The organism is Sphingomonas sp. CCH5-D11, from assembly GCF_001557395.1.
Taxonomy (GTDB): Bacteria; Pseudomonadota; Alphaproteobacteria; order Sphingomonadales; family Sphingomonadaceae; genus Sphingomonas.
The window spans coordinates 1-23,405 of sequence record NZ_LSKH01000108.1 but is presented as its reverse complement, the minus strand read 5'-3'; the positions used below and the strand labels follow the sequence as shown (position 1 = coordinate 23,405).

20 protein-coding genes and 1 tRNA gene are annotated in these 23,405 nt (G+C 66.3%); 7 read left to right on the top strand and 14 right to left on the bottom strand.

The window, feature by feature from the left end; translation table 11 throughout:
* Nucleotides 1–104: 104 nt before the first annotated feature.
* From gspD to AX702_RS07020, 5 genes are all read right to left on the bottom strand, one after another.
* A complete protein-coding gene (gene gspD / locus AX702_RS07040; RefSeq protein WP_066777942.1) occupies nucleotides 105–2,297 on the bottom strand; it encodes a type II secretion system secretin GspD in 2,193 nt (730 codons plus the stop codon).
* Nucleotides 2,294–3,127, bottom strand: a complete 834-nt coding sequence (locus AX702_RS07035) for a type II secretion system protein N (RefSeq protein ID WP_066777940.1) — start codon at nucleotides 3,125–3,127, stop codon at nucleotides 2,294–2,296. Before AX702_RS07035 ends, gspD begins: the two co-directional genes overlap by 4 nt.
* A gap of 223 nt (nucleotides 3,128–3,350) precedes the next feature.
* Nucleotides 3,351–6,191: a TonB-dependent receptor domain-containing protein gene (locus tag AX702_RS07030; RefSeq protein WP_066777937.1), complete on the bottom strand. Its 2,841-nt coding sequence runs from the start codon at nucleotides 6,189–6,191 to the stop codon at nucleotides 3,351–3,353.
* 93 nt (nucleotides 6,192–6,284) lie between these two features.
* Nucleotides 6,285–7,919 carry a hypothetical protein gene (locus AX702_RS07025; protein ID WP_066777927.1) on the bottom strand — a complete coding sequence of 545 codons (1,635 nt, stop codon included), beginning with the start codon at nucleotides 7,917–7,919 and terminating at the stop codon, nucleotides 6,285–6,287.
* 195 nt (nucleotides 7,920–8,114) lie between these two features.
* Nucleotides 8,115–9,281: a phospholipase D-like domain-containing protein gene (locus AX702_RS07020; RefSeq protein WP_066778046.1), complete on the bottom strand. Its 1,167-nt coding sequence runs from the start codon at nucleotides 9,279–9,281 to the stop codon at nucleotides 8,115–8,117.
* A 119-nt stretch (nucleotides 9,282–9,400) separates the two neighbouring features.
* On the opposite strand from AX702_RS07020, the gene rpoZ reads away from it, so the two are divergent.
* Nucleotides 9,401–9,745: a DNA-directed RNA polymerase subunit omega gene (gene rpoZ, locus AX702_RS07015; RefSeq protein ID WP_066777924.1), complete on the top strand. Its 345-nt coding sequence runs from the start codon at nucleotides 9,401–9,403 to the stop codon at nucleotides 9,743–9,745.
* Between the two features lie 119 nt (nucleotides 9,746–9,864).
* Here the strand turns inward: rpoZ and AX702_RS07010 are convergent, their stop codons facing one another.
* Together AX702_RS07010 and AX702_RS07005 are read right to left on the bottom strand one after the other, a co-directional pair.
* Complete coding sequence (locus tag AX702_RS07010) at nucleotides 9,865–10,533, bottom strand: RlmE family RNA methyltransferase (protein WP_066777921.1); 669 nt, start codon at nucleotides 10,531–10,533, stop codon at nucleotides 9,865–9,867.
* Nucleotides 10,530–11,573 carry a Ppx/GppA phosphatase family protein gene (locus AX702_RS07005; RefSeq protein ID WP_093065080.1) on the bottom strand — a complete coding sequence of 348 codons (1,044 nt, stop codon included), beginning with the start codon at nucleotides 11,571–11,573 and terminating at the stop codon, nucleotides 10,530–10,532. The genes AX702_RS07010 and AX702_RS07005 overlap by 4 nt, the downstream gene beginning before the upstream one ends.
* 181 nt (nucleotides 11,574–11,754) lie before the next feature.
* On the opposite strand from AX702_RS07005, the gene AX702_RS07000 reads away from it, so the two are divergent.
* The 4 genes from AX702_RS07000 to AX702_RS06985 all read left to right on the top strand — a co-directional run bounded on the left by AX702_RS07000 (nucleotide 11,755) and on the right by AX702_RS06985 (nucleotide 13,864).
* A tRNA-Gln gene (locus AX702_RS07000) sits at nucleotides 11,755–11,828 on the top strand.
* Nucleotides 11,829–12,030: 202 nt separating this feature from the next.
* A complete protein-coding gene (locus tag AX702_RS06995) occupies nucleotides 12,031–12,543 on the top strand; it encodes an EF-hand domain-containing protein (RefSeq protein WP_231731760.1) in 513 nt (170 codons plus the stop codon).
* Nucleotides 12,540–13,676, top strand: a complete 1,137-nt coding sequence (tgt, locus tag AX702_RS06990; RefSeq protein WP_066777919.1) for a tRNA guanosine(34) transglycosylase Tgt — start codon at nucleotides 12,540–12,542, stop codon at nucleotides 13,674–13,676. Before AX702_RS06995 ends, tgt begins: the two co-directional genes overlap by 4 nt.
* A gap of 2 nt (nucleotides 13,677–13,678) precedes the next feature.
* Nucleotides 13,679–13,864 (top strand): hypothetical protein, encoded by a 186-nt coding sequence (locus AX702_RS06985; protein ID WP_066777917.1) that lies wholly within the window; start codon nucleotides 13,679–13,681, stop codon nucleotides 13,862–13,864.
* Between the two features lie 486 nt (nucleotides 13,865–14,350).
* On the opposite strand, the gene AX702_RS06980 is transcribed toward AX702_RS06985, so the two are convergent.
* The 3 genes from AX702_RS06980 to AX702_RS06970 all read right to left on the bottom strand — a co-directional run bounded on the left by AX702_RS06980 (nucleotide 14,351) and on the right by AX702_RS06970 (nucleotide 17,640).
* Nucleotides 14,351–15,550 carry an acyl-CoA dehydrogenase family protein gene (locus AX702_RS06980; protein WP_066777913.1) on the bottom strand — a complete coding sequence of 400 codons (1,200 nt, stop codon included), beginning with the start codon at nucleotides 15,548–15,550 and terminating at the stop codon, nucleotides 14,351–14,353.
* A gap of 90 nt (nucleotides 15,551–15,640) precedes the next feature.
* Nucleotides 15,641–16,738: an acyl-CoA dehydrogenase family protein gene (locus AX702_RS06975; protein ID WP_066777911.1), complete on the bottom strand. Its 1,098-nt coding sequence runs from the start codon at nucleotides 16,736–16,738 to the stop codon at nucleotides 15,641–15,643.
* 113 nt (nucleotides 16,739–16,851) lie between these two features.
* Nucleotides 16,852–17,640, bottom strand: a complete 789-nt coding sequence (locus AX702_RS06970; RefSeq protein ID WP_066777908.1) for an SDR family NAD(P)-dependent oxidoreductase — start codon at nucleotides 17,638–17,640, stop codon at nucleotides 16,852–16,854.
* A 120-nt stretch (nucleotides 17,641–17,760) separates the two neighbouring features.
* On the opposite strand from AX702_RS06970, the gene AX702_RS06965 reads away from it, so the two are divergent.
* The gene (locus tag AX702_RS06965; protein ID WP_066777905.1) at nucleotides 17,761–18,588 is read left to right on the top strand and encodes an enoyl-CoA hydratase/isomerase family protein; all 828 of its coding nucleotides are present in this window, start codon (nucleotides 17,761–17,763) and stop codon (nucleotides 18,586–18,588) included.
* Nucleotides 18,585–19,370 (top strand): SDR family NAD(P)-dependent oxidoreductase, encoded by a 786-nt coding sequence (locus AX702_RS06960; RefSeq protein WP_066777903.1) that lies wholly within the window; start codon nucleotides 18,585–18,587, stop codon nucleotides 19,368–19,370. Before AX702_RS06965 ends, AX702_RS06960 begins: the two co-directional genes overlap by 4 nt.
* A gap of 394 nt (nucleotides 19,371–19,764) precedes the next feature.
* Here the strand turns inward: AX702_RS06960 and AX702_RS06955 are convergent, their stop codons facing one another.
* From AX702_RS06955 to AX702_RS06940, 4 genes are read right to left on the bottom strand one after another with little or no spacing between them, the layout of a single operon-like run.
* A complete protein-coding gene (locus AX702_RS06955; protein ID WP_066777901.1) occupies nucleotides 19,765–20,994 on the bottom strand; it encodes an SAM-dependent methyltransferase in 1,230 nt (409 codons plus the stop codon).
* An 18-nt stretch (nucleotides 20,995–21,012) separates the two neighbouring features.
* Nucleotides 21,013–21,759 (bottom strand): molybdopterin-dependent oxidoreductase, encoded by a 747-nt coding sequence (locus AX702_RS06950; protein ID WP_066777899.1) that lies wholly within the window; start codon nucleotides 21,757–21,759, stop codon nucleotides 21,013–21,015.
* Complete coding sequence (locus tag AX702_RS06945) at nucleotides 21,756–22,454, bottom strand: cytochrome b/b6 domain-containing protein (RefSeq protein WP_066777896.1); 699 nt, start codon at nucleotides 22,452–22,454, stop codon at nucleotides 21,756–21,758. The genes AX702_RS06950 and AX702_RS06945 overlap by 4 nt, the downstream gene beginning before the upstream one ends.
* A gap of 54 nt (nucleotides 22,455–22,508) precedes the next feature.
* Nucleotides 22,509–23,267, bottom strand: a complete 759-nt coding sequence (locus AX702_RS06940) for a sulfite exporter TauE/SafE family protein (protein ID WP_066778039.1) — start codon at nucleotides 23,265–23,267, stop codon at nucleotides 22,509–22,511.
* Nucleotides 23,268–23,405: the final 138 nt, after the last annotated feature.

Genomic DNA, 23,405 nt, shown 5'->3' with positions numbered 1-23,405 from the left:
GATCGGAGACGGGCCGCCCGCGCCCTCTGCCGGGATGATCGCGCCCTCCGCTGCCAACGTCGCCGGCAGCGGCGCGGGCGACGACAGGTCTCGGCCGGTCCTGATCACTTGTCCCGTCGCTTGATGGTCACGGTGGAATTGCGCTGCACCGGCACGTTCACTCGCGGATCCTCGATATTGCCTGGCACCGGTGCCGAGGGGATAGGCGCCGCGGCCCCCATGTAATCGCGCACCAGTTCGTCGATCGACGGCTCGCGCGCCGGATCATGCTGGCCTTGCTGAAGCCGCAGATAGCCATACCGCTGCTCCGTCACCCGGCGATTGTCGTCGGAGGAACGCAGGATTGTTGGTCGGATGAACACCATGAGGTTCGTCTTCGATCGCTGCCGCGCCTTGGAGCGGAACAGGTTGCCGATCACCGGTATGTCGCCCAGCAGCGGCAGCTTTTCCAGTGTGCGCCGCTCGTCATCGCTCAAAAGCCCGCCGATGATCGCGATCTGCCCGTCATCGACGGTCAGCGTGGTTTCCACCTCGCGCTTGTTCAGGATCAGATCCGAATTGTCGTCGCTGACCGGCCCGGCAATCGAGCTCACCTGCTGGTGCAGGAACAGCTTGATCGAGCCTGAGGAATTGACCTGCGGCCGCACCTCAAGCTGGATGCCGACATTCTCGCGCTGCACCGTGCGAAACGCATTGTCGAAATTCTGGCTCAGCGCCTGGCCGGTGGTGATCGGGATTTCCTGGCCCACCAGGATGCGCGCTTCCTGATTGTCGAGCGTGATGAGGCTCGGTGCCTGCAGCAGGTTCGACGTCGTGTCGCTCTTCACGGCATTGATGATCGTGCCGAAGATCGTGTCCCCGCCGATATTGCCGCCAAACCCGGCAAAGCCGCCGCCTGCGCCCAGGATGGAATTGATCGCCTGCTGGGCCAGTGCGTCGCTGGCGGTATTGCCGGTGCTGGTCGTCGTCCGCGTGCCATCGGCGCCCACCACCGTCGTGGTCGTGCCACCGATCTCGCGCGCGCCGATCGCGCCGGCGATGGTCAGCAGATTGGGCGCCGAATTGGAAAAGCTCGTCGCGCCAAAAGCACCGCCGGACAGGCTGCCGAGCAGGAACTGGAATCCCAGCCGGCTCGCCGTCACGTCGGATACCTCGGCGACGATCGCCTCCACCAGCACCTGTTCGCGCCGCGTGTCGAGCTGACGCACCACTTCGGCAAGCTGGCGCTGGATGTCGGCCGGGGCGGCGATCACGATTGCATTCGCGCCGACGAAGCGGGTGACGACGGCGGGCGCCCGGCCGCCCTGCGCCTGCACCGCCGCCTGCCCGCTGGATCCGCCGCCGGGCGCGCTCTGGCTTTGCGTCTGGCTGCCGGTGCTAACGCTGGGCTGACCGCTCGTGCCGTTGCTGCTGGTGGAGGCGCCGAAGTTCGATTGGCTGAGCTGGTTCTGCGGCACCGAATCGGGCGTCTGCCCGACAAGCTGCTGGAGAACCGGCAGCAGCTGCGCGGCATCGGCATGTTCCAGGAAGACCACGCGGATTTCTGTGCCGCTCTTGGCCTTTTGATCGAGATCAAGCGCCACCTGTGCCAGCCGTGCGACCGTGGATGGATCGCCGCGCAGGGCAATCGAGTTCGCGCCTTCCACCGGCACCACGCTGGCGCTGGCGGTCTGCCCCTGCGCTGGCGTTCCCAGCAGCCCCTGCAGCGCGGTCGCGATGTCGCGCGCGCCGGCGTTCTTCAGCGCGATCACTCGCGTCGAATTATTGTCCATGTCGATCCGCCGCAGCACCTCGCGCACCCGGCGCACATTGTCGGCGAAATCGGCGATCACGATCGAACTGCCCGCGCGATTGGCGCTGACGGAGCCCTGCGCCGAAACCAGCGGGCGCACCGTATCGACCGCCGACTGCGCATCGATCGCCCGCAGCCGCACGATCTCCGTCACGAACTGGTTACGTGCCGCGCCGCTGGAGCCGATCCGGCCCGGCTGCGAGGCGGCATTCTCGATCGGCTGGACGCGCAGCGCGCCATTCGCCGTCGGCACGGTGACGAGCCCGTTGGCCCGCAAGGTGGAGAGGAACACCTCGAAATATTCGGACCGGCTGAGCGGCCGGTCAGTGACCACCGTCACCTTTCCCTGCACCCGGCTGTCGATGATGAAGGTGCGCCCCGTCACCTTTGCCGCATCGGCGATAAAGGCGCGGATATCGGCGTCGCGCACGTTCAGCGTCGTTTGCGCTTGCGCCTGAGCGGCAAGGACGAGCGCCAGCGCCGGCGCGAGCATCCAGCGCTTCATTGTGCGCTCACCTGCACGCTGAGCGGCAGCGTCTGGCCGCCCCGTTCCACCGTGATCGCGATCGCGCCGCCATCAGCATATTGCGTGGCCAGCCGCTCTATGTCGCCTGGGCCCTGAACGGCACGCCCGCCGATCTCCGTGACGATGTCGCCTTCCTTCAGGCCCGCCGCACGGAATGCGGCGCCGGGGCCCACTGGCCGCACGACCAGTCCGCTGATCCGTCCCCCTTCCACCCGCGGCACAAAGCCGATTTCACGCTGAAACTGCTGCACTGTTATTCCTGCACTGGGTGGTGGTGGCGCTGCGGGCTGATCGGCCTCGCCGGGCACGGGGACTGGCGTGGCGGCACCCGCCGATTGGTCAAGGAAAAGATCCTCGCGCGCGCCGCTTCGCTCAATGGTGACATGATCGAAGGCGACTTGCCGGAGCACGACGCCGGGCATGATCTCCTCGCCCACCGCCACGCTCTGCTGCACATTGTCGGGGCCGGCGAGGATCGCCGAGCCGCGGCCGGTCGCTTCGTCGATCCGCGTTCCAAAGAGGGTGAGTTGCAGCGAGGTCACGACTCCGGCGCCGCTCTGCGTCGCGGCGCCGCTGATCCGGAAGAACGGATCGAAGCCGCGCAACACCTCGCCAGGCGCAGCCGGCAGCACGACGCCCGCCGGTCGCCACTCACCAAGTGGCGATACCGGCGTCACCACCGTCCACACCAGCCGCGCGCACTGGATCGCCAGCGCGCCGAGCAAGACCAGTTCCGCCAGCGAATAGACGTTCACGACGGGCACCCGCCGCAGGATCGCCTTCGCGCGGGCGTCGAAGTTCAATCGCATGTATCTGCCAATCCCCGCGCAGCCGCCGCTATGTCCGCGATGTTACAGCGACATTGCACATCAGTGTAATATGTCGCGCGCCCGCCGGCCATGCCTCACGCGCGCCCCTGCCCGCCGCTTCGTCCGGACACAAGTTCGCCCCGGACCGCTTGGGCGGATCCGGGGCGATATTGGTCGCGATGCTGGCACGGGCCGGCGCGATCGCGACCCGATTGCCGGCAGGTCAGAAGGTGACGCTGGCGCCCAGCGTGATCATCCGGCCCTGCTCATAGCGGTTGATGAAGACGCGCTGGCCATCATCGAAGGTCTGGCTTTCCTGATAGCGTGTGCCCGTCAGGTTGCGCGCCTCGCCCTTCAGCTCGAGCCGGGTGCCGAGGAAATCAACCGTCTGGCGCACCACGAAGTCCAGGCGGATGCCCGGCCGTTCAATGATGTCGGGCTGGAACCCGACACCGGACAGCAGCGACGGGCCACGATTGGTCACTCGCTCGCTGGCATAGTTGAACAGCAGCGTCGCCTGCAGGTCATTGTCGCGATCCTCATAGCCAAGCTGGAGGTTCACGAGGTGATCCGACTGGCCGGTCAGCGGCGCGCCGTCGCGGAACTGGAGGTTAGCCGGTGCGAACCCGTCGCCGCAGCCGCCCAGCGTGATGCCCAGCACGCTTGGAACGCACTGTTCGTCCGCGGTGATCTTGGACTGGGTGTAGGTGTAATTGGCGATGATCACCGCCCGCTTGCCGGCCATGCCGTCCGAAATGAAGTCGAGCGGGATGTACTTCTGCACCTCGACCTCGCCGCCCCACAGGGTCGCGCGGGGCAGATAGGTGAAGCCGGTCTGCAGGCGCGCGTCAGGCGTCGGATAGAAGCCGACCTGCTCGATCGGATTGTCGATCCGCTTGTAGAAGCCGGCCGCGGTCAGGCGCTGATCGCGATCGAAGAACCACTCATACCGCGCTTCGAGATTGTAGAGCTTCGAGTCGCGCAGGTTGGGGTTACCGAAGAACAGGCGATCCGATTCGAAGTCGCGGAACGCCTGCGGTGCCAGTTCGCGGAACTGCGGGCGGGCGATGGTCTTCGCCGCCGCGAGGCGAAGCTGCATGTCGGACGCGAAATTCCAGGTAAGCGTTGCCGCCGGCAGGAAGTAATCATTGTCCAGCCGGGTGGAGAGCGCGCCGATCGGCGTCACTTCCTGCTTGGCCGTCTCGTAGCGGACACCGATGATCGCACGGATGCCGTCGATCGCCTCCGCTTCAGCCTGGACGTAGCCGGCATGGATCTTGAGGCTCGCGTCATAAGCGTAGGAGCCGTTCAGGCCGGAGTCGAAGCGCAGCTGCACAGAATTGTCGGCAGGCGTGCCGGTCGTCGCCACGGGGCAGCCGTTCAGCACGTCAGGTGACAGCAGATAGTCCGGGCGGAAGAGGTTGCACGGGAACGGGATCGCCCCGCCGGTCGCCGTCTGATAGGTAAACGGCAGGCGCAGCGACGAGCGTTCGTTCTGCGAGTAATAATAGCCGGCAGACAGCGTGAAGGGCCGGTCGCCCGGCAGCTTGTAGGCGACATCCGCCTGGCCGGAATACAGATCCTCGTTCAGTTCGCTGAACACGACCGTCGCGAAGCGATCAAAGGCGTTGGTCGCCTGCCACACGCCCGGGCAGCTCACCCCACTGCCGTTCACCGGCTCCGTCACCTGGACGTTCAGGCCAGTGTTGCAGGTATAAACGAACTGACGCTCGTAGGGCGAGTTGCGCTTGGAGTTGGCATAGGCACCGCGCACGTCGATCGACAGATCGTCGATCGGCTTGAACTCGCCCACCAGCTGCGTTTCGATCAGCTGCCGCTCGAACCAGTTGGTGTTCTGCTGGAAGATCGGGTTGCCCGACGAGTTGTTGTACACCGTCGCGGCGGAGGCGCGCCCCTGCTTCAGCGTGTCGTGAATATAGACGTTGGTCCACCGGATGCGGTTCTCGTCGAACTCATATCCGAATCCGAGCAGCCCGTTCACCACCGCGCGATTGTCGGTGATCAACGTATCGAAATCGTTGCGCAGCGTTCCGTCGTTGCTGATCGTGTCCTGCTGCGTCGTGGCGCGCGTGCGCCAGGTGTTCGACACGCTGCCGGTGGCGATCATGCCGATCCGGCCCGCACCCAGCTCGCCCACCAGGCCAAGGTTCAGATCCGCCGACCAGTTCGGCGGAATGTCGTTGTTGCGCTGGAGCAGCGTGGTGCGCGCGTTGGACAGCTGCGCCACCTGCGCCGTGGGGATCACGCCCGAGCCGGTCGGCGCGTTGCGCAGGAAATCGGGCACGTCGCGCTCGCCCGAATCATAGCCGAGCCAGTCGGTCTTGGAGCCGTAATAGGTGTTGCCGAGCTTGCCCGTGGTCTGGGTATCGACGCCCAGCGAGCCGCCGAACGTGACGAAATTCTCGTCCGGGATGGCCTTGGTGGTCAGGTTGATGACACCGCCACCGAACTCGCCGGGGTAATTGACCGAATAGGTCTTCTGGACCAGCGCCGAACCGACGATGGTGGTGGGAAAGATGTCCAGCGGCACCGTCCGGCGCAGCGGCTCCGGGCTCGGCAGGGGCGAACCGTTGAGCAGCGCGGAGGAGTAACGGTCGCCAAGGCCGCGCACGAAGACATAACCGTTGCCGACGACCGACAGGCCGGTCACGCGGGTCAGTGCACCGGCGATGTCGCCCTCACCGGTTCGTGCGATGTCCGCGGTGGAAAGGACGCTGATCACCTGCGCGGTGGACCGCACGGTGTTGGGAATGTTGCGGCCGACCACCACGATGTCGCCGCCCGCCGCGGCATCCACGCCCGGCGCGGAAACTTCCGCTTCCTGCTCCTGCTGCCCCGGCACCCCGGCGGCCTGGGGATCGGCCGGCTGCGCGATCGTGCCCTGGTCGGTGCTCGTGGCCTCTTCGGCGGGTGCGATGGTGGCGGTGCTCGGCCCGGCGGTTGCCGGCGCCCCGCCCGAAGGCGCGACCTGCGCCAGCGCGGCTGGGGTGACGAGCGTCGTCGTCACGAGGAGCAGGGAGGCATAAAGGGCGCGCTGGCGCATGATCAGGTCTTCCGGTGATTTTGCAAGGAGCGGGCCCGCCGCGGCGCATGGTGCGCGCAGGGGCCCGCTACGGTCACGATTGTGGGCCGGGGATCAGCGGCCCTGGCACTGGAAGTAGACCGAGTTGAAGGTCGGCGGGCCGACATCCTGCAGGGCCGCATCCGCCGGGCGGATGGTGGTGCGGGTATCACCCGAACCGGCGCCGGCGATCAGGTTGACGCAGGCCTGGCCCGTACCGGTCTTCACCACGCCGTTCACGAAGGCGAAGTCCGCACCGCCACGCAGGCGGATCGCGGCGGGTGCCGACGGTGCCGTCTGGATGAAGGTGAAGTTGGCGTAGCGGCCATAGGTCCGCGGCAGCAGATCCTCGGCGCCGTTCGAGTCGATCTCGGTGGCGAACGAGTCAGCCGTCGCGCCGCCGGCCTTCTGCGCGGCGATGATGAACTGCATGAAGCCGCGCCAGCCGTTGTCGACGTCGAACGCGTCGTCGTCCGAGCCGGTCACCACGAAATACTTCATGTTGGTGGTGCCACCGAAGATCTCGACACCGTCGTCGGCCGAATTGTGGCTCTGGACGTGGTCGATCGTGGTGCCGCTGCCGGTGCCGCCGAGGGTCAGGCCCTGCAGCTCGTTACCTTCGCTGATCGCGATGCCGGTGTAGCGGATCTGCACATACTGAAGCGTGCCGGAATTGTCGGCCTGGCTGGTGCCACCATAGAAGCGACCGGGCACGCCCTCGATCGGCGCCTGGCACGTCGTGCTGGTGCCGTTGGCGTCATTGCCGGTGGTGCCGCCCTGGTTGTTGCCGCCGGTGCCTGCCGCGCAGACCGCGGTCGGCGCACGGCCGAGCAGGATAAGGCCGCCCCACTGACCCTGCGTCGAATCGGACACGCCGTTGTTGGTCAGGTTCTGCTGCGAGGTGAAGATGATCGGCGCCGCTGCGGTGCCCACCGCATTGATGCGGCTGCCGCGGTTCACGAGCAGGAGGTCGTTCGATGCCTCGCTGGTATCGGCGGCGAGCACAACGCCCGGCTCGATGGTCAGCGTGACGCCCGAGTCGGCGCCCTGCGAGCCCACGTCCGTGCCCACTTCGGTCTGGCCGCGGAAGCGATAGAACACGCCCGCGATCTTCGGCAGCGTCATGCTGGCGCTGATCACCGCCGGAAGGCGGCAGGCGCGGAAGCCCGCCACCGTGCCGTCGTCGGTCGTGCCGGTCGGGCAGGCGACGCCCGCCGCCGGCGTGCCGACGCTCGGCACCGCGGTGCAGGCTGCGGTGCTGCCACCGAAGTTCGCGGAGGAGGAATTGCAGGTCCAGCCCTGGAATGCCGTGTCGTTCGGGCCGTTCACCGCGCCGACGAAGTTGGTCGCCGTGAAGAAGCTGCCCAGCGTCGAGGCATTGGTCGGCGTGGCGAGCGAGGTGGTGCTGACCGGATAGATGCCGTTCAGGCCCGCAGCGCCGCTCACATTGTTGTTGGAGCCGGCGTTGACCAGCGCGAACTGCTCGTCAGCGGTGATGGTGACGCCGCTCTGCGTGGTGGCGAGGGCGAATTCCGCTGCCGTGATCGGCGACGGGGTCGGCGTGGTCGGCGACGGCGACGGGGTCGGCGTCGGATTGACGATCACGTCGATGTTGCCGGCACCCGGCGATGCGACATCGTCCGCGCCGCATCCGGCAAGCAGAAGGCAGGCGGTGCCCACAAGAAACTGGTGGCGGCTGAAGCTGGGCATGTCTCACTCCCGTTGAACTGATCGGTCCTCCCCAGGACCGCGGGCGAGCGGGCCAATCGCCCGTCCCCCTCGGAAAGAGCCGCTAGGCGCGGGAGATGACAGCCAAATGGATGTTCAGAGACTCTGAAGTGACGGAGATGTTGCGGTAACGTGACAATCGCTCCCGTCAGGCGATCGCGCCGCCCCGCCGCAGCTTCAATCGTCGATGCCGAAGTTCAGCGTCCGGGAAACCACCGGGTCCGCCACCCCGACCAGCAGATAGGCGACAAACTGCTTTGCCCGCTGCCACAGCCCGGTAGCGGCGAGATACTGGTCCATGGTGATCTCCTCGGACTGCGCGATCTCGCCGTCGATATAGGTGCGGACATGGTCGGCGAAGGCGTCGTCTTCGATCCGCAGCATGAGCTCCAGGTTGATGAACAGGCTGCGCATGTCGAAATTGGCGCTGCCGATGTGCACCGCGCTGTCCACCGCATATAATTTGGTGTGAAGCTTGGTCGGCAGGTACTCGAACACCCTGATCCCCCGCTTCAGCAACCCGCGATAGGTGAAGCGCGCTGCCGCGATCGTGGCGTTATTGTCCGATTTGCGCGCCGTCACCACGCGCACGGCCCTGCCCTTTCGCCCGGCTCGGTCGATTCGGCGCAGCATCGTCGGGCTGGGGGTGAAATAGCCTGCGATCAGGTCGATCCGCTCGGCGCGTCGCATGTCAGCGCGCACCGCTCGCGCCCAGGGGGAAAGCCGGCGTGTCGGCCCCCCAATCAGCCAGCGCACGTCTCCCTCCCGCTCGCTCCATTGTGACAAGGCGCGATTGAGGTGGCGAAGCTTGCCCTTGGGCGTCCGCACCCAGCTATTCAGCGCATCGAAATAGCCGGCGATCCGCGCCGCGGCCTGCCCCTCGACCAGCAGCCCCAGGTCGCGCCATGCCTGATCGCCGGCGGTCCCGAAATAATCGTCCTCGATGTTGAAGCCACCAATGATGATCCGGGGCGCCTCCTCCTCTGCGTCGGCAAGGGCGAGCTTCTGATGGTTGCGCAACAGGTATCGCCGGCCCAGGCGCGGCGCGAACCGGCATACGGACACCCCGGCCGCTTCCAGCGGGTCGAAGAAGCGCCGATCCGCCGCATCATCGCTGCCGAACCCGTCCACGATCAGCGACACCTCGACCCCGCGCCCGGCGGCGGCGATCAGGGCATGGTTGACCCGCTCGCCCGCGTGATCGTCGGCATAGATATAATAAAGCATCCGCAGCGAGCGGCGCGCACCCTCGATCAGGCCAATCAGCGCATCTAGCCGCTCCGGACCTTCGATCAGCAGGGTCAGCCGGTTGCCGGCGACGGTGAAGGAAGAGGCGCTGTTCATCCCGCGCGACTTGGACCGGACGACGCACCGCGGCAAGGATGCGGATTTCTTGACTTGGCGAAGGCTTGCGCCTAGATCGCCTGCCTTCATCCAGCAGTAGTTTAGCGAAGGAAGCGTCTATGGCGCGCGTCACGGTCGAGGATTGCGTCGACAAGATCCCCAACCGGTTCGATCTGGTTCTGCTCGCAGCGCAGCGCGCGCGGCAGGTGTCAGGTGGCGCCGAACTGACGATTGATCGCGATCGCGACAAGAACCCGGTCGTCGCGCTGCGCGAGATTGCCGAGCAGACGATCAAGCCGGCAGATCTGAAGGAAGGCGTGGTGCAGAGCCTGCAGCGCGTCCAGATCGACGACGAGGAAGAGGCGGATGCCGTCGGTTCGCTGGCCGCATCGGCGGAGGCGCTTCGCCTCACCGCCGCTGCCCCGCCGCGTAACCAGAACCTCGGCGCCGATTACGACGGCTGATTGCGGCGCCCGGTCACCGGGCGCCTTGCCGATCCGGCCCGCAACAAACGAAAGGCCGCAGCGTCACCGCTGCGGCCTTTCGTTTGTGCGTCGCCAAATACCGGTCGACGCACGGCTGCTTATTCCTCGGGCCGCCCCTTAAAGCCCTGCGCCACGACGAACCATTCCACCGATCCCTTGCGGCTCGACGGCGGCTTGGCGTGTTTGACCGTGTTGAAGTTCCGCTTGAGCAGCGCGACCAGCGTCGAATCCGCGCCGCCCGCGAAGACCTTTGCCACAAAGGTCCCGCCCGGCCGCAGCACGGATATGGCGAAATCGCTCGCCGCCTCCACCAGCCCCATGGTGCGCAAGGCATCGGTCTGCGGATGGCCCACCGTATTCGCCGCCATGTCGGACAGGACGATATCGGGCGCGCCGCCCAGTTCCTCGATCAACCGCTCGGGCGCTTCATCGGCCATGAAGTCCATCTGAAGGATCGTCACGCCGTCCAGCGGATCTACCGGCAACAGGTCGATGCCGACCACCGCGCTGCCGGGCACCTTGCGCCGCACCACTTGGCTCCAGCCGCCCGGTGCCATGCCCAGGTCCACGATCCGCTTCGCGCCGCGCAGGAAGCTGAAGCGCTCGTCCAGCTCGATCAGCTTATAGGCCGCGCGACTGCGATAGCCCTCCGCCTTGGCGCGCTTCACATAAGGATCGTTCAGCTGCCGCTCCAGCCAGCGCGTCGATTGCGCCGTCCGGCCGCGCGCGGTTTTCACCCGCGTACGCAGGCCACCCCCGCCCCTCATGCCGCACTCGCCATCAGGCGACGCAGGATACCCTCGCGGATGCCGCGGTCGGCTATCCCCAGCCGTTCGGCCGGCCACAGATCAAGGATCGTCTCCAGGATCGCGCAGCCGGCTACCACCAGATCGGCGCGCTCGCGGCCGATGCACGGCAGCTTGGCACGCTCCCCGATCGACAGATGCGCCAGCCGCTGGCTGATCGCGCGCATCGAATCGGCCGGGGCGATCAGGCCATCCACCTGCGTGCGGTCATATCGATCCAGCCCCAGGTGAACGCTCGCCAGCGTCGTCACGGTGCCCGACGTACCCAGCAGCCGGCGCGGGCCGTCGACCCGCGGCAATCGCGCCGCGAATGGCGCGAAGCTGTCGCGCACCAGATTGCGCATCCGCTCATAGGCTGCGGCAAGGCCATCCGGCCCGTCTCCGCCACCGGCGCTTTCGGTCAATGAAACAACTCCCCAGGGCGCCGAATGCCAGTCAATGACGGTGGGCACGGTTGACGCGGTATCGATCAGCACCAGCTCCGTCGAACCGCCACCGATGTCGAAGACAAGCGCCGGCGCATTGCCCGGCTCCAGCAGCACATGGCAACCCAGCACGGCCAGCCGCGCCTCTTCTTCCGCCGAGATGACGTCGAGGTGGATGCCCGTCTCCCGATAGGCGCGTTCGATGAAAGCCGCGCCATTGGTCGCGCGGCGGCACGCTTCGGTAGCGACCGATCGCGCCAGTGTCACGTTGCGACGCTTCAGCTTGTCGGCACAGATCCGCAGCGCTGCGATCGTCCGCTCGACCGCCGCGTCGGACAATTTGCCGCTGGTCGCCAGCCCCTCGCCCAGCCGGACGATGCGGGAAAAAGCGTCCACCACGGCAAATCCGTCGCCTTGCGGACGCGCGATAAGCAGCCTGCAATTGTTGGTGCCGAGATCCAGCGCGGCATAATGACGCGCGTAATGCTGGCGAAAGGGGGCGTTTTGCGAGCCCTCGCTTGCCGGACGGGCGCGGCGATCGCGCCGGTACGGCAGGTCGGCGTGATGATGCGCCACGTGCCGTCGTTCTTTCTTCTTTTCTTCCGTCACGGGATGAACCCCGCTCGGTGCTTGGCAGGGAAGCTAGCGCGCACCGCAACCCACTGCAACCCGCGTGCGCAAACAGGTGCTTGACCTGTTCAATCTGCCAGACTAGAGCCGCCGACCTGTCGCCGCTTCACCGCTGCGACGCGGCTGCTGCCCGATCCTCTAATGGTAAGAGAGCGGACTCTGACTCCGTCAATCAAGGTTCGAATCCTTGTCGGGCATCCAGCACCACCAGCTTCATCCAGATCCAGTCACGCGGTCCCTCGATAGCCGGCTGACCTCGCGTCAGGCTTTTACGCCGACGTGCCCGATGGATCGCTACTGCTGACCAGGAGAGGCGACTTTCCGGCCGGCCGCGCACCACAGGCGCCTTCGCCGGAACCGCAAAATCGCGACACGCCATTGACGCACCGCCCCTTCACCCGCGATGGCGAGGCTTTCCTGGTACCTGCGTGACATGCTGATCCTCTCCCTCCTCCTCCAGGCCGGCCCGATCGTGGTGACCGGCCCGCAGCCCGGCGCGGCGCAGCCGCCGGCGACCATGGCGTACGAACCGGCCGCCATGCTGGTCGCGACGTGCGATGCGGATGCGGACGCCCGCGTGACCCGCGAGGAGATGGAGGACGGCCTGGCCGCCTCCTTCGCCGCGATCGACAGGGCCAAGGCCGGAACGCTCGGCTATATCGACTTCGCCGACTGGGCCGAACGGTTCCTGGGCGATCGCAACGCCCTTCCCAGCCCCTTCGAGGTCGACCGTGACGGCGACAATCGCGTTGCTTTGCGGGAGCTTCAGAACCGCTTCTCCGAATATTTCACGCGCTATGATCGCGATCGCGACGGCGTCCTTACCCGCGCGGAGCTCCTGACGATTCGCGCGCGCGTGTTCGGCGATGAACCCTCCCCCAATGATGGAAAGAAGCGGAAGCCACCCCGCCGATGACTGACCGTTTCGCCTTCACCATTGCCGCGACGGACGGCGCCGCCCGCACCGGCAGCATCGCCATGCACCGCGGCACGATCCGCACCCCCGCCTTCATGCCGGTCGGCACGGCAGCGACCGTCAAGGCGATGAAGCCGGCCGATGTCGAGGCCGCCGGCGCGGACATCATCCTTGGCAACACCTATCACCTCATGCTCCGCCCCGGCGCGGAGCGCGTGGCCCGGCTTGGCGGACTTCACCGCTTCATGGGTTGGGACAAGCCGATCCTGACCGATTCGGGCGGCTATCAGGTGATGAGCCTGTCCGAACTGACCAAGCGGTCCGAGGAAGGCATCACCTTCAAATCGCACCTCGACGGCACGCGACACCTGCTCAGCCCGGAACGGTCGATCGAAATTCAGCGGCTGCTCGGCTCCAATATCGTCATGGCCTTTGACGAACTGGTGCCGACCACCTCCACGCGCGAGGTGCAGGCCGCGGCGATGGAGCGCTCGATGCGCTGGGCCCGCCGCAGCCGCGACGCTTTCGACGGCGGCGGCGATCATGCCGCGCAGAACGCTATCTTCGGCATCCAGCAGGGCGCACTGGACCAGGGATTGCGCAAGTCCAGCGCCGATGCGCTGATCGATATCGGCTTCGACGGCTATGCCATTGGCGGTCTAGCGGTGGGCGAGGGTCAGGAGGCGATGTTCGCCTGCCTTGACTTCGCGCCCGGCCAGCTTCCGGCCGATCGCCCGCGCTATCTGATGGGTGTGGGCAAGCCCGACGATATCGTCGGCGCGGTAGAGCGCGGCGTCGACATGTTCGATTGCGTGCTTCCCACGCGTTCGGGCCGCACCGGTCAGGCCTTCACCCGTTCGGGCCCGATCAACATCCGCAACGCGCGCTTCAACGAGGATCAACGGCAGCTCGATCCCGAATGCGCCTGCCCCACCTGCTCGACATGGAGCCGCGCTTACCTCCACCATCTGGTGCGCGCGGGGGAGATCTTGGGCGCCATGCTGATGACCGAGCACAACATCTTTTTCTATGAGACGCTGATGGCGGATCTGCGCGCGGCAATCGCCGACGGACGGCTCAAAGCCTTTGCCGATGCGTTCCGGGCACGGTACCAGCGCGGCAAAGGAGAGTAAGCGTGTCCGACGAACCCAATGAGATCCTCGCCGCAGCAGCCGCCGCCAAGCAGCACGAAAACGCTGCCAAAGGCGCTGAAAAGGCACGCCAGAAGCGTGGTTGGGATCTCGGCAAGATCGGCCTTGGCGTCGGCATCGGGTCCGCCGCCGTCGCTGCCGCGGTACTGTTCACCCGCAAGAAGGATTGAAGGGTCGGGGCACTCGCGCCCCGCGCCTGAAGGTCTAGCCGGGCTGGTTCCGGCATCCACCAAGCCAAGCGTGCCGGAACAGCTAAGCAGTTCAGCAAACACCGGCATGGATTCCGGACAAAGTCCCAGGAACGCGGGGCAAAAGCCCTCCCCAACCCCAGTCATTCCCGCGAAAGCGGGGATCCAACGTGCAGCAGGCGCTGCGCTCCCTCACCAGCCGTAACGCCCGGGCACCATGTATCCCGGATCAGGTCCGGGATGACCTGGGGCAAGGCAGAAAGCCGCTCAACCAAAACCCGTCATCCCCGCGCACGCGGGGATCCAACGCGCCGCATGCGCTGCGGCGCGAAAACCAGCCCGAAACAACCGTCATCCCCGCGTCTGCGGGGATCCATAGACGCGGACCGCTGCAATCACGCCGCAGCGTCGACGCCTATGCTCCCCGCCGCCACGCGCCGGCGATTGCGCGCCAGCGAACCCGATGGCTCAGCCGGCCAGGTCCTTGAACGCCGCATCCTTGTCCGTACGGATCTCGCCCGGCAGGCCAAGCACGCGCTCGGCGATGATGTTCTTCAGGATTTCGTCCGTGCCGCCGGCGATGCGCAGCCCCGGCGCGCTCATCACCGACGCCTGGAACAGCCCCTTCAGCGGCAGCAACGCCGGATCGTTGATGATCCCATATTGATCCTCCGCCTCGACGGCAGCATTGCCCAGATCCTGCAGCACGTTCGCCGCGATGATCTTGCCGATCGAGCTTTCCGGCCCCGGCGTCTGCCCGCGGCTCAGCGCCGTCATGGTGCGCATACGGGTGTTCTTGAGCCCTTCGGACTGGACGTACCAGTCGGCGAGCCGCTGGCGAAACGCGCTGTCCTTCACCAGCGGACCGTCCGCCGCGTCCAGGTCCTTGGCCAGCGCCAGGATCTCCTTGGGGCTGGCGCCGCTCGCCCCGCCGACCGCGAGACGCTCGTTCATCAGCGTGACCAGCGCGACCTTCCAGCCATCGTCCACCGCGCCGAGCCGCTGCGAATCCGGGATGCGCACGTCGGTAAAATAGACTTCGTTGAAGTTCGAGCCGCCCGACATCTGGTGGATCGGCCGGATCTCGACGCCCGGCGATTTCAGGTCGAGCCAGAACATTGTCAGGCCCTTGTGCTTGGGCACGTCCGGGTTCGTCCGCACCAGCACAATGCCATAGTCGGAATAATGCGCGCCCGAGGTCCACACCTTCTGGCCGTTCACCACCCAATCGTCGCCGTCACGCACCGCGCGGGCGCGGATCGCCGCCACGTCCGAGCCGCCGGCGGGTTCGGAGAACAGCTGCGACCAGATCTCCTCGCCGCGCAGCGCGGGACCGACGAAGCGCTTCTTCGTCTCGTCGTTCGCAAAGGCCATCACCGTCGGCACGCACATGCCAAGACCAATGGTGAAATAGCCATATTGCACCGGGAACTTGGCCTCTTCCTGGCCGAAGATCACCGACTGTATCGGCGTGCCGCCGGCCCCGCCCCATTCCTTGGGCCAGGTGATCTGCGCATAGCCGGCCTCGGCCTTGCGCTTCTGCCACGCCTTGCCGGCGGCCATGTCGTCCGCGTGGTTCATCGTCTTGTGCTCGGCGGAATTCTTCTCAAGCCAGGCGCGCGCCGTGGTGCGATATTCGGCTTCTTCGGGGGAATCGTTGAAGTCCATTGTTCCTGCTCCTCAACCCGTTCGCCCTGAGCTTGTGGAAGGGCGTGTTCCGGGCACGTACTTCGACAAGCTCAGTACGAACGGTGGTAATTAGGCCGCGTTCTTCATCTCGAGCTGGCTCACCAGCCGCTCGCGCCACGTCGCGGGCGCACCCGCCACCAGCGAAAGCTGCCGCGAGCGGCGGTAGTAGAGCTGCGGGTCCGCTTCCCAGGTGAAGCCGATGCCGCCGTGCGTCTGGATGTTTTCCTTGGACGCGAACCAGAACGCCTCGCTCGCCGCAACGCGCGCGGTGGCCGCCGCCAGCGGCAGCTCGCCCGCATCGGTGTTGAGCGCCCAGGCGCCGAAATAAGCGTTGGACCGGGCGATCTCGTTCTTCACATACATGTCGGCCAGCTTGTGCTTGATCGCCTGATAGCCCGCGATGGCACGGCCGAACGCCTGCCGCTCAAAGGCATAAGCCTTGGCCATCTCCAGGCTCTTGTCCGCGCCACCGACCTGTTCGAACGCCAGCAGCACCGCTGCCCGGTCGAACACCGCCTGCATCGCGGCGATACCGTCCTCACTGCCCAGCTTCTCGGCCGGCGCGTTGGCAAAGGTCAGCTTGGCCGCCGATCGCGTCGGATCCAGCGTCGTCAGCACCTCGGCCGAAACGCCCTCGCCCTTTTCGACCAGGTACAGCCCGTCCTTGGCCAGCACGACGATCAGGTCGGCAACGTCGCCGTCCGTTACCGGGATCTTCTCGCCCGAAAGCTTGCCGCCCGACACGGTCGTCCCGATCGAGCGCGCCGCCACCGGTCCCTTGCCCTCGCTGGTGGCAAAGGCGCCGATCACTTCGCCCGCAGCGATCTTGGGCAGCCACTTGGCCTTCTGTTCCTGCGAGCCGAATTTCATCAGCGCCTCGGCGACGAAATATACGGTCGAGGCGAAGGGGATCGGCGCACAGGCGCGGCCCAATTCCTCTGCCAGCGCGCACAGTTCGACATGGCCCAGACCAAGCCCGCCGAATTCCTCGGGGATCGCGGCGCCCAGCCAGCCCTGTTCGGCCACGCCCTTCCACAACGCCTCGTCATATGCGCGATCGTCATTGTCGAGCACGCCGCGCACCACCTTGGCGTCGCATTTGGCGGAGAGGAACTTGCGCGCCTCTTCCTTCAGCATCTTCTGGTCGTCGGAATAATCGAAGTTCATCTAAAATCTCCCTCTCCCCTTCAGGGGAGAGGGTTGGGGAGAGGGGCCGTCATAAGCCGCTCGTCCCTGCCCCTCTCCCCGGCCCTCTCCCCAGAGGGGAGAGGGAGAAGTGTTCACCTAGGCTGCATCCGGATCGCGCCGTCCAGCCGCACGTCCTCGCCGTTGAAATAGCCGTTGCGCAGCATTTCCACCGCCAGCGCGGCATATTCCTCCGCCGCGCCGAGCCGCTTGGGGAACGGCACCATGGCGGACAGCGCGGCCTTCACCTGCGGTTTCGCGCGCGCCAGCAGCGGCGTGTCGAAGATGCCTGGCAGGATCGTGTTGCAGCGCACGCCCTCGCTCGACAGGTCGCGCGCGACGTTCAGCGTCATGCCGATCACGCCCGCCTTGGCGGACGCATAGGCGACCTGCCCCATCTGCCCTTCCTCGCCCGCGACGCTGGCGGTGTTGACGATCGCCCCGCGGTCCCCGTCCTCGGTCGGGTCCAGCGTCATCATGCCCGCGACGGACCCAACGATGCAGCGGAACGAGCCAACAAGGTTCAGCTCGAGCGTCTTCTGGAAATTCTCGATCGGATACGGAACGATCGATCCGTCTTCCTTGGATCGCGCCACCGTCTTGTTGGGCCCGCCGAAGCCGCCGCCGGCACAGTTCACCAACGCGCGCTCCTGCCCGTTGGCGGCGCGCGCCTTGGCGAAGCCCGCATCGACCGACGCCTGGTCCATCACGTCCACTTCGCAGAACACCGCGCCGATCTCCTCCGCGACGCCCGGGCCGATCTCCGCATTCTTGTCGAACAGCGCGACCTTCACGCCATGCGCGCGCAGCGCCTTGGCGGTGGCCAGCCCCAGCCCCGAGGCACCTCCGGTAATAACGGCAGCAATATCCGGTCCGAGCTTCACGCCCCTCTCCCCTCACCCTTTGGCGGCGACCCCGTCGGCCTTCCGCGATTGCAGGATAACTTTAGTTATGTAGAGTGCCTCGTCAACAGACATCCGCCAACAGGCGTGTGCACAACAAGCATGAGTGGGAGAGGCACCGTGGAATATGAGATGATCTCGGTCGAGCGCCGGGGCGAAGTCGATTGGGTGACGATGAACCGCCCGCACGTCCTGAACGCGTTGAACGACCGGCACGTCGAGGAGCTGAACCATTATTTCGGCGCGCTGCACAAGGATCGCGACTGCCGGGTCGTGGTGCTGAAGGGCGCGGGCCGCGCCTATTGCGCTGGGCTCGATCTGCAGGAGGGCGGCCGCTCCGAATTCGACACGATCGATCGCCTCGCGCACCAGCGCTCGATCGCAGAGATCGTGATGAAGATGCGTTATTGCCCGCAGCCGATCATCAGCCTGGTCCATGGCCCGGCATGCGGCGGCGGCTTTGCCATGGCGCTGGCCTCGGACATCCGCATCGCTGGCGAATCGGTCCGCATGAACGCCGCCTTCATCCGCATCGGGCTTTCCGCGTGCGACATCGGCGTCAGCTACTTCCTGCCCCGCCTCGTCGGCGCCAGCGTGGCGGCGGAGTTCATGCTGACCGGCAATTTCATCACCGCCGATCGCGCGCTGGCGACCGGCCTCGTCAGCCGCGTCGTGCCCGACGATCAGATGGAGGAAGCCGCCGCGCCGCTGATCGAGCAGATGCTCACCACGTCGCCGATGGGCCTCCGGCTCACCAAGGAATGCCTGCGCATGTCGATCGACGCGCCGAGCCTCGAAGCGGCCGTGGCAATGGAGGATCGCAACCAGATCCTGTGCGCCACCGCCCCGGATTTCGGCGAGGGCATCAAGGCGTTCTTCGAGAAGCGCCGCCCGGATTACAGCAAGAAGAGCAAGGAGCAGGCTGCATGAGTGCCAAGAGCGAGAGGGGACTTGAGGGGCGCGTTGCACTGGTAACCGGCGGCGGCCGCGGCATCGGCCGCGAGATCGCGCTTCGCCTCGCGCGCGACGGCGCGGACGTGGCGGTCAACTACCGCCGCGACGCCGACGCCGCCGAGGAAGTCGTGCGCGAGATCGAAGGGCTCGGTCGCCGCGCGAAGGCCTATGCCGCCTCGGTCGACCGCTTCGAGGATTGCGAGAAGCTGGTCGATGCGGTCGTCGCCGATTTCGGCGGCATCGACATCCTCGTCAACAACGCCGGTATCGCCAGCCGTGGCCAGAGCGTCGCGGACACCGATCCGGTCGAGTTCGAGCGGGTCATGCGCACCCACTGCTTCGCGCCGCACTATATGTCGAAGCTCGTCCTCCCCTCGTTGCGCCAACGCGCCAAGGAGAAGGGGCGCGGCGACATCATCATGATCTCCAGCGTCGCGACGCTTTATCATGCCCCGAACGGCGCACCTTATTCGATGGGCAAGGCCGCGTCGGAGGCACTTGCGCTGGTCCTGTCGAAGGAGGAGCGCGCGAACAACATCCGCACCAATATCGTCGCCCCAGGCCTTACCGTCACCGACATGGGTGAACGGCTGGCAAAGGCGACCCGCGGCGTCGCCGACATTCACGATCTCGCCGCCGGCTCGCCCTTCGGCCGCGTCTCCACGCCGGCAGACGTGGCGGCAGCGGTCGCCTATTTTGTCTCGGCGGACGGCGAATATGCCAACGGGCAGAAGATCAACCTCCACGGCGGCGGCTAAGCCAGCGCCCGTCATCCCGGCCTCGCGCCGGGATCCAACCGTCCGCGCACGCTGCCGCTTGTTCCTCCAAGCGCACCGCTCGCGGCACCATGGATCCCGGATCAAGTCCGGGATGACAACGGTTGATCAGGAACCAACGATGCAAAAACCGCACCGTGATCCCGGCCTCGCGCCGGGATCCAACCCTCCGCGCACGCTACCGCTTGCTCCTCCAAGCACACCGCCCGCGGCACGATGGATCCCCGATCGAGTCGGGATGACGAGGATTGATCGAAAGGCGATCCGCTAAGTGCCACCGTCATGCCGGGCTCGTCCCGGCATCCAGCCATCCGCAATCTCAACAATGGCGGCCCCAGCGGCACGGTGGATGCCAGGACAATCCCGGCCTACCGCATCAACCCTCGCGCAGCGCCCGCTCGCCCTCGATCATGTAATCGCGCGTCAGCGGCACGGCATAACGCCCCTTGGTCAGCTGCACCTGGTAATTGCAAAGCCCCCCGTTGCGGAACGCCGCCGCCGCGCCGGCGAGGTAGAAGGTCCACATGCGGAAGAACCGCTCATCGTAAAGCGCGACGATCGCGTCCTTCGCCGCCATCGTCCGGTCGTACCAATGATCGAGCGTATAGGCGTAATGGACGCGCAGCACCTCGATGTCGGTGGGAAACAGCTTCAGCCCTTCGTAAGCCGTCACGATCTCGCTCAGCGCGGGATTGTAGCCGCCAGGGAAGATATATTTCGCGGTCCAGTCGTCGGTGATTCCGGGGCCGCCCATCCGCCCGATCGTGTGCAGCAGCATCACGCCGTCGTCGGCCAGCAGCTCACGGCATTTGCGGAAGAAAGTGCGATATTGCGGCGGGCCGACATGCTCGAACATACCCACCGAGACGATCCGGTCGAAACTTCCCTCGACCCGGCGGTAATCGATCAGCTCGAACTTCACCCGGTCCGCCACGCCCGCCTTCGCGGCCCGATCGCGCGCCACTTTCAGCTGCTCCTCGGATAGTGTCACGCCCAGCACATCGACGTCGAAATGCTTGTGGAGGTACAGCGCCATGCCACCCCAGCCGCAGCCGATGTCGAGCACGCGCATCCCCGGCTTGGGCGCCAGCTTTGCGGCGATATGCGCCTTCTTGTCCTCTTGCGCCTGTTCCAGGCTGTTGCCCGGATCGGTGAAATAGGCGCAGCTATATTGCTTGTCGCGATCGAGGAAGAGGTCGTACAATCGCCCCGACAGGTCATAATGATGCGCCACGTTGCGCTTGGAGCGACGCTCCATGTTGATCCGGTCGGCGCGATATTTCACCGCGTTGAACGTGCGCGCGGCGAGGCCGGGTTGCAGGTTCTTCTGCCCCTTCTCCCATGCGTCGTTTCGCTTCAGCAGTTCGACCAGATCGCGGATGTCGCCCTGCTCGATGATCAGGCGGCCGTCCATGTAGCATTCGCCCGCGCCAAGCGCCGGGTTGCGCGCGATCGCCAGCGCCACACCATTGTCGGCAAAGCGGATCGTCACATCGGGAAAGGCGGGATCGGGCGTGCCGAAGGTGCGGGTGGCTGCCTTGGGCCGGTGTAGCGTGAGCGTGCCCCGCTTGACCGCGCGGGAGAGAAACAAGTCGATCAATGCCATCGGCCGCACCCGTAACAATCAGATGCCGGCATACCAATCGTAATCGACATTGTCCTCCCAATAGCCGCCCCGCCCATTGCCGATTCCGGCCAGGCTCGCCACGGCGGTCGCGCGCATCAGATATTTGGCATGTTTGTAGCCCAGCTGCCGCTCCACCCGCAGGCGGCAGGGCGCACCGTTCATCACCGGCAGGAACCGGTCGTTCAGCGCCCAGGCAAGGATCGTCTGCGGGTGAAAGGCATCCACCAGGTCGACCGACTCATAATAAGGCGCGCCGCCATAATAGTCCGCGCAGCTGAAGACGATGTAGCGGGCCGCCTCGCGCACCCCGGCCGCCTTCAGCACATCGCCCAGCTTCGGCCCCTGCCACTTGCCGATCGCGCTCCAACCCTCGACGCAATCGTGCCGCGTGATCTGCGCGCGCTGCGGAAAGGCGCCAAGGTCACGGAGGCTCAGCGCCAGCGGCCGGGCCACCAGCCCATCGATCCGAAGCCGCCAGTCCGCAAACCTGCCCGTCCGCAGCGCGGCATAGTCCGCCGTTCCCGGATCGCGCGTCCCGTTCGGCCGGAAGAAGGGCGATCGCTCCTCGGGCGCATATTCCGGCGCCAGCGCATTGCGGTTCACCAGCGCGCGCTGCAGCCCGCGATGCATGTCCTCGCCCATGAACAGGATGCGCCGCGCGCCGGGGTGCTCGATCACCTTGTCGCATCCCGCCAGCAGCGTCGCGGCGCCCCCGGCGATCAGGCCGCGTCGTCCGAGGATCATGGCTTCGGCTCCTCGGGCACGCGCCACCAGCCGGTGATCATCGATCGAGTCTCGTTGATCGCGCCCGCCAGGATGACCAGCGTCAGGTGGACGAGGGTGAACAGCGCCAGCCCGACCATGCACAGGAAATGGATCGACCGCGCCGACTGCCGCCCGCCGAACAGGTCGAGCAGCCACGGAAAGCCCGCATTCATTCCTGGCGAAAGCGCGATCCCGCTTAGGATCACCAGCGGCAGCAGCACGAAGATTACCGCCACATAGGACAGCTTCTGGAAGATATTGTACGCGGTCGGATGCGCCGGATCGTGGAAACGCAGCGAAAGGTGCGCGCGCAGGTCCGCCAGCAAGTGCCCGCGCGAAAGCTCGCGCCGCCGCACCCGCAGGTCGCGGGCGAAATGCCGGTTGAGTAGGCTCACGACCATATACGCCAGCAGCCCGAAGCCGAGCACCAGCGCGAAGAACAGGTGCCAGCGCCGCGAGATCGCCAGATTGTAGCTGGCGGGGATGGTCAGCCACGCCGGAAAGCGCGGCAGCTCCAGCCAGGCCGGATCGAAGTTCGCGCCATAGCTGCCCCAATAAAGGCGCGGATGCGCGTTGGAGATGCCCAGCCCCGATCCGATCAGGATGATGATCGCGACCGCGTTGATCCAGTGCCACAAGCGGGTCGTGAAGCGATGTCGGAAAACAGCTGGCATCGTAGACAGGCTATCATGGATCAGACCGCTTCGCACGCTGCTCTGGGCGAGACCTTATCCATAAGCCCGCCAGAAGAAGACGATGGTGGTCCCGCCCGATACCAGAAGCGTCCACACGCGCACCGCGCCCGGTGGCAGGCGCTTGCCGATATGCGCCCCTGCCCAGCCGCCGATCAGCCCGCCAAGCAGCATCGGGATGCATGCGGCCCAGGCGATCATGCCAAAGCCGATGAAGATGATCGCCGCCGCCGTGTTGGCGATGGTCAGCATCAGGGTTCGCGGCGCGAACATCGCGCGTGGGTGTACGCCGGCCAACAAGCCATAAGTGGCCGTGATCATCAGCCCGACCCCGCCGCCGAAATAGCCGCCATAAACGCCCAGCAGCGCCTGCACCGCGATCAACGTGCCCGAACCGATCGTCACGCGGCGGGAAAGCCAGGCGGAGGCACGCTTGCCGAACGCCAGCACGACAAAGGCGTACAGCACCAGCCACGGCACGATCACGTCGAAGGTCCGGCTCGGCGTCACCACCAGCAGCAGGCTGCCGACCAGCCCGGCGACGAATGTCACCCCGGCCAGCACGCGCAGGCTCACGCCCCCGACCGGCGCCAGCTCCTTGCGGAACGCCCAACTGCTCATCCCCGCACCGGGCAGCAGCGCGAAATTCGAGGTCGCATTGGCGATATTCGCCGGCTGCCCGATGGCGAGCAGGGCCGGCATGGTGGCAAAGGAACCGCCTCCGGCAAGCGCGTTCATCGCGCCCCCTACCAGACCGGCGATGGCGACGAGCGATATTGAGGTAAGATCAAGCACGCGCGGCTCATTGCGCCATGCGGCCGAAATGTCGAGTTGCGGGCGCGACGCGATCGCCTTCCGCCGCCCCCGTGGCGGGCGCCGCGCGCGCCCGCAACTCGACATTTCGGCCGCATGGCGCAATGAGCCGCGCGTGCT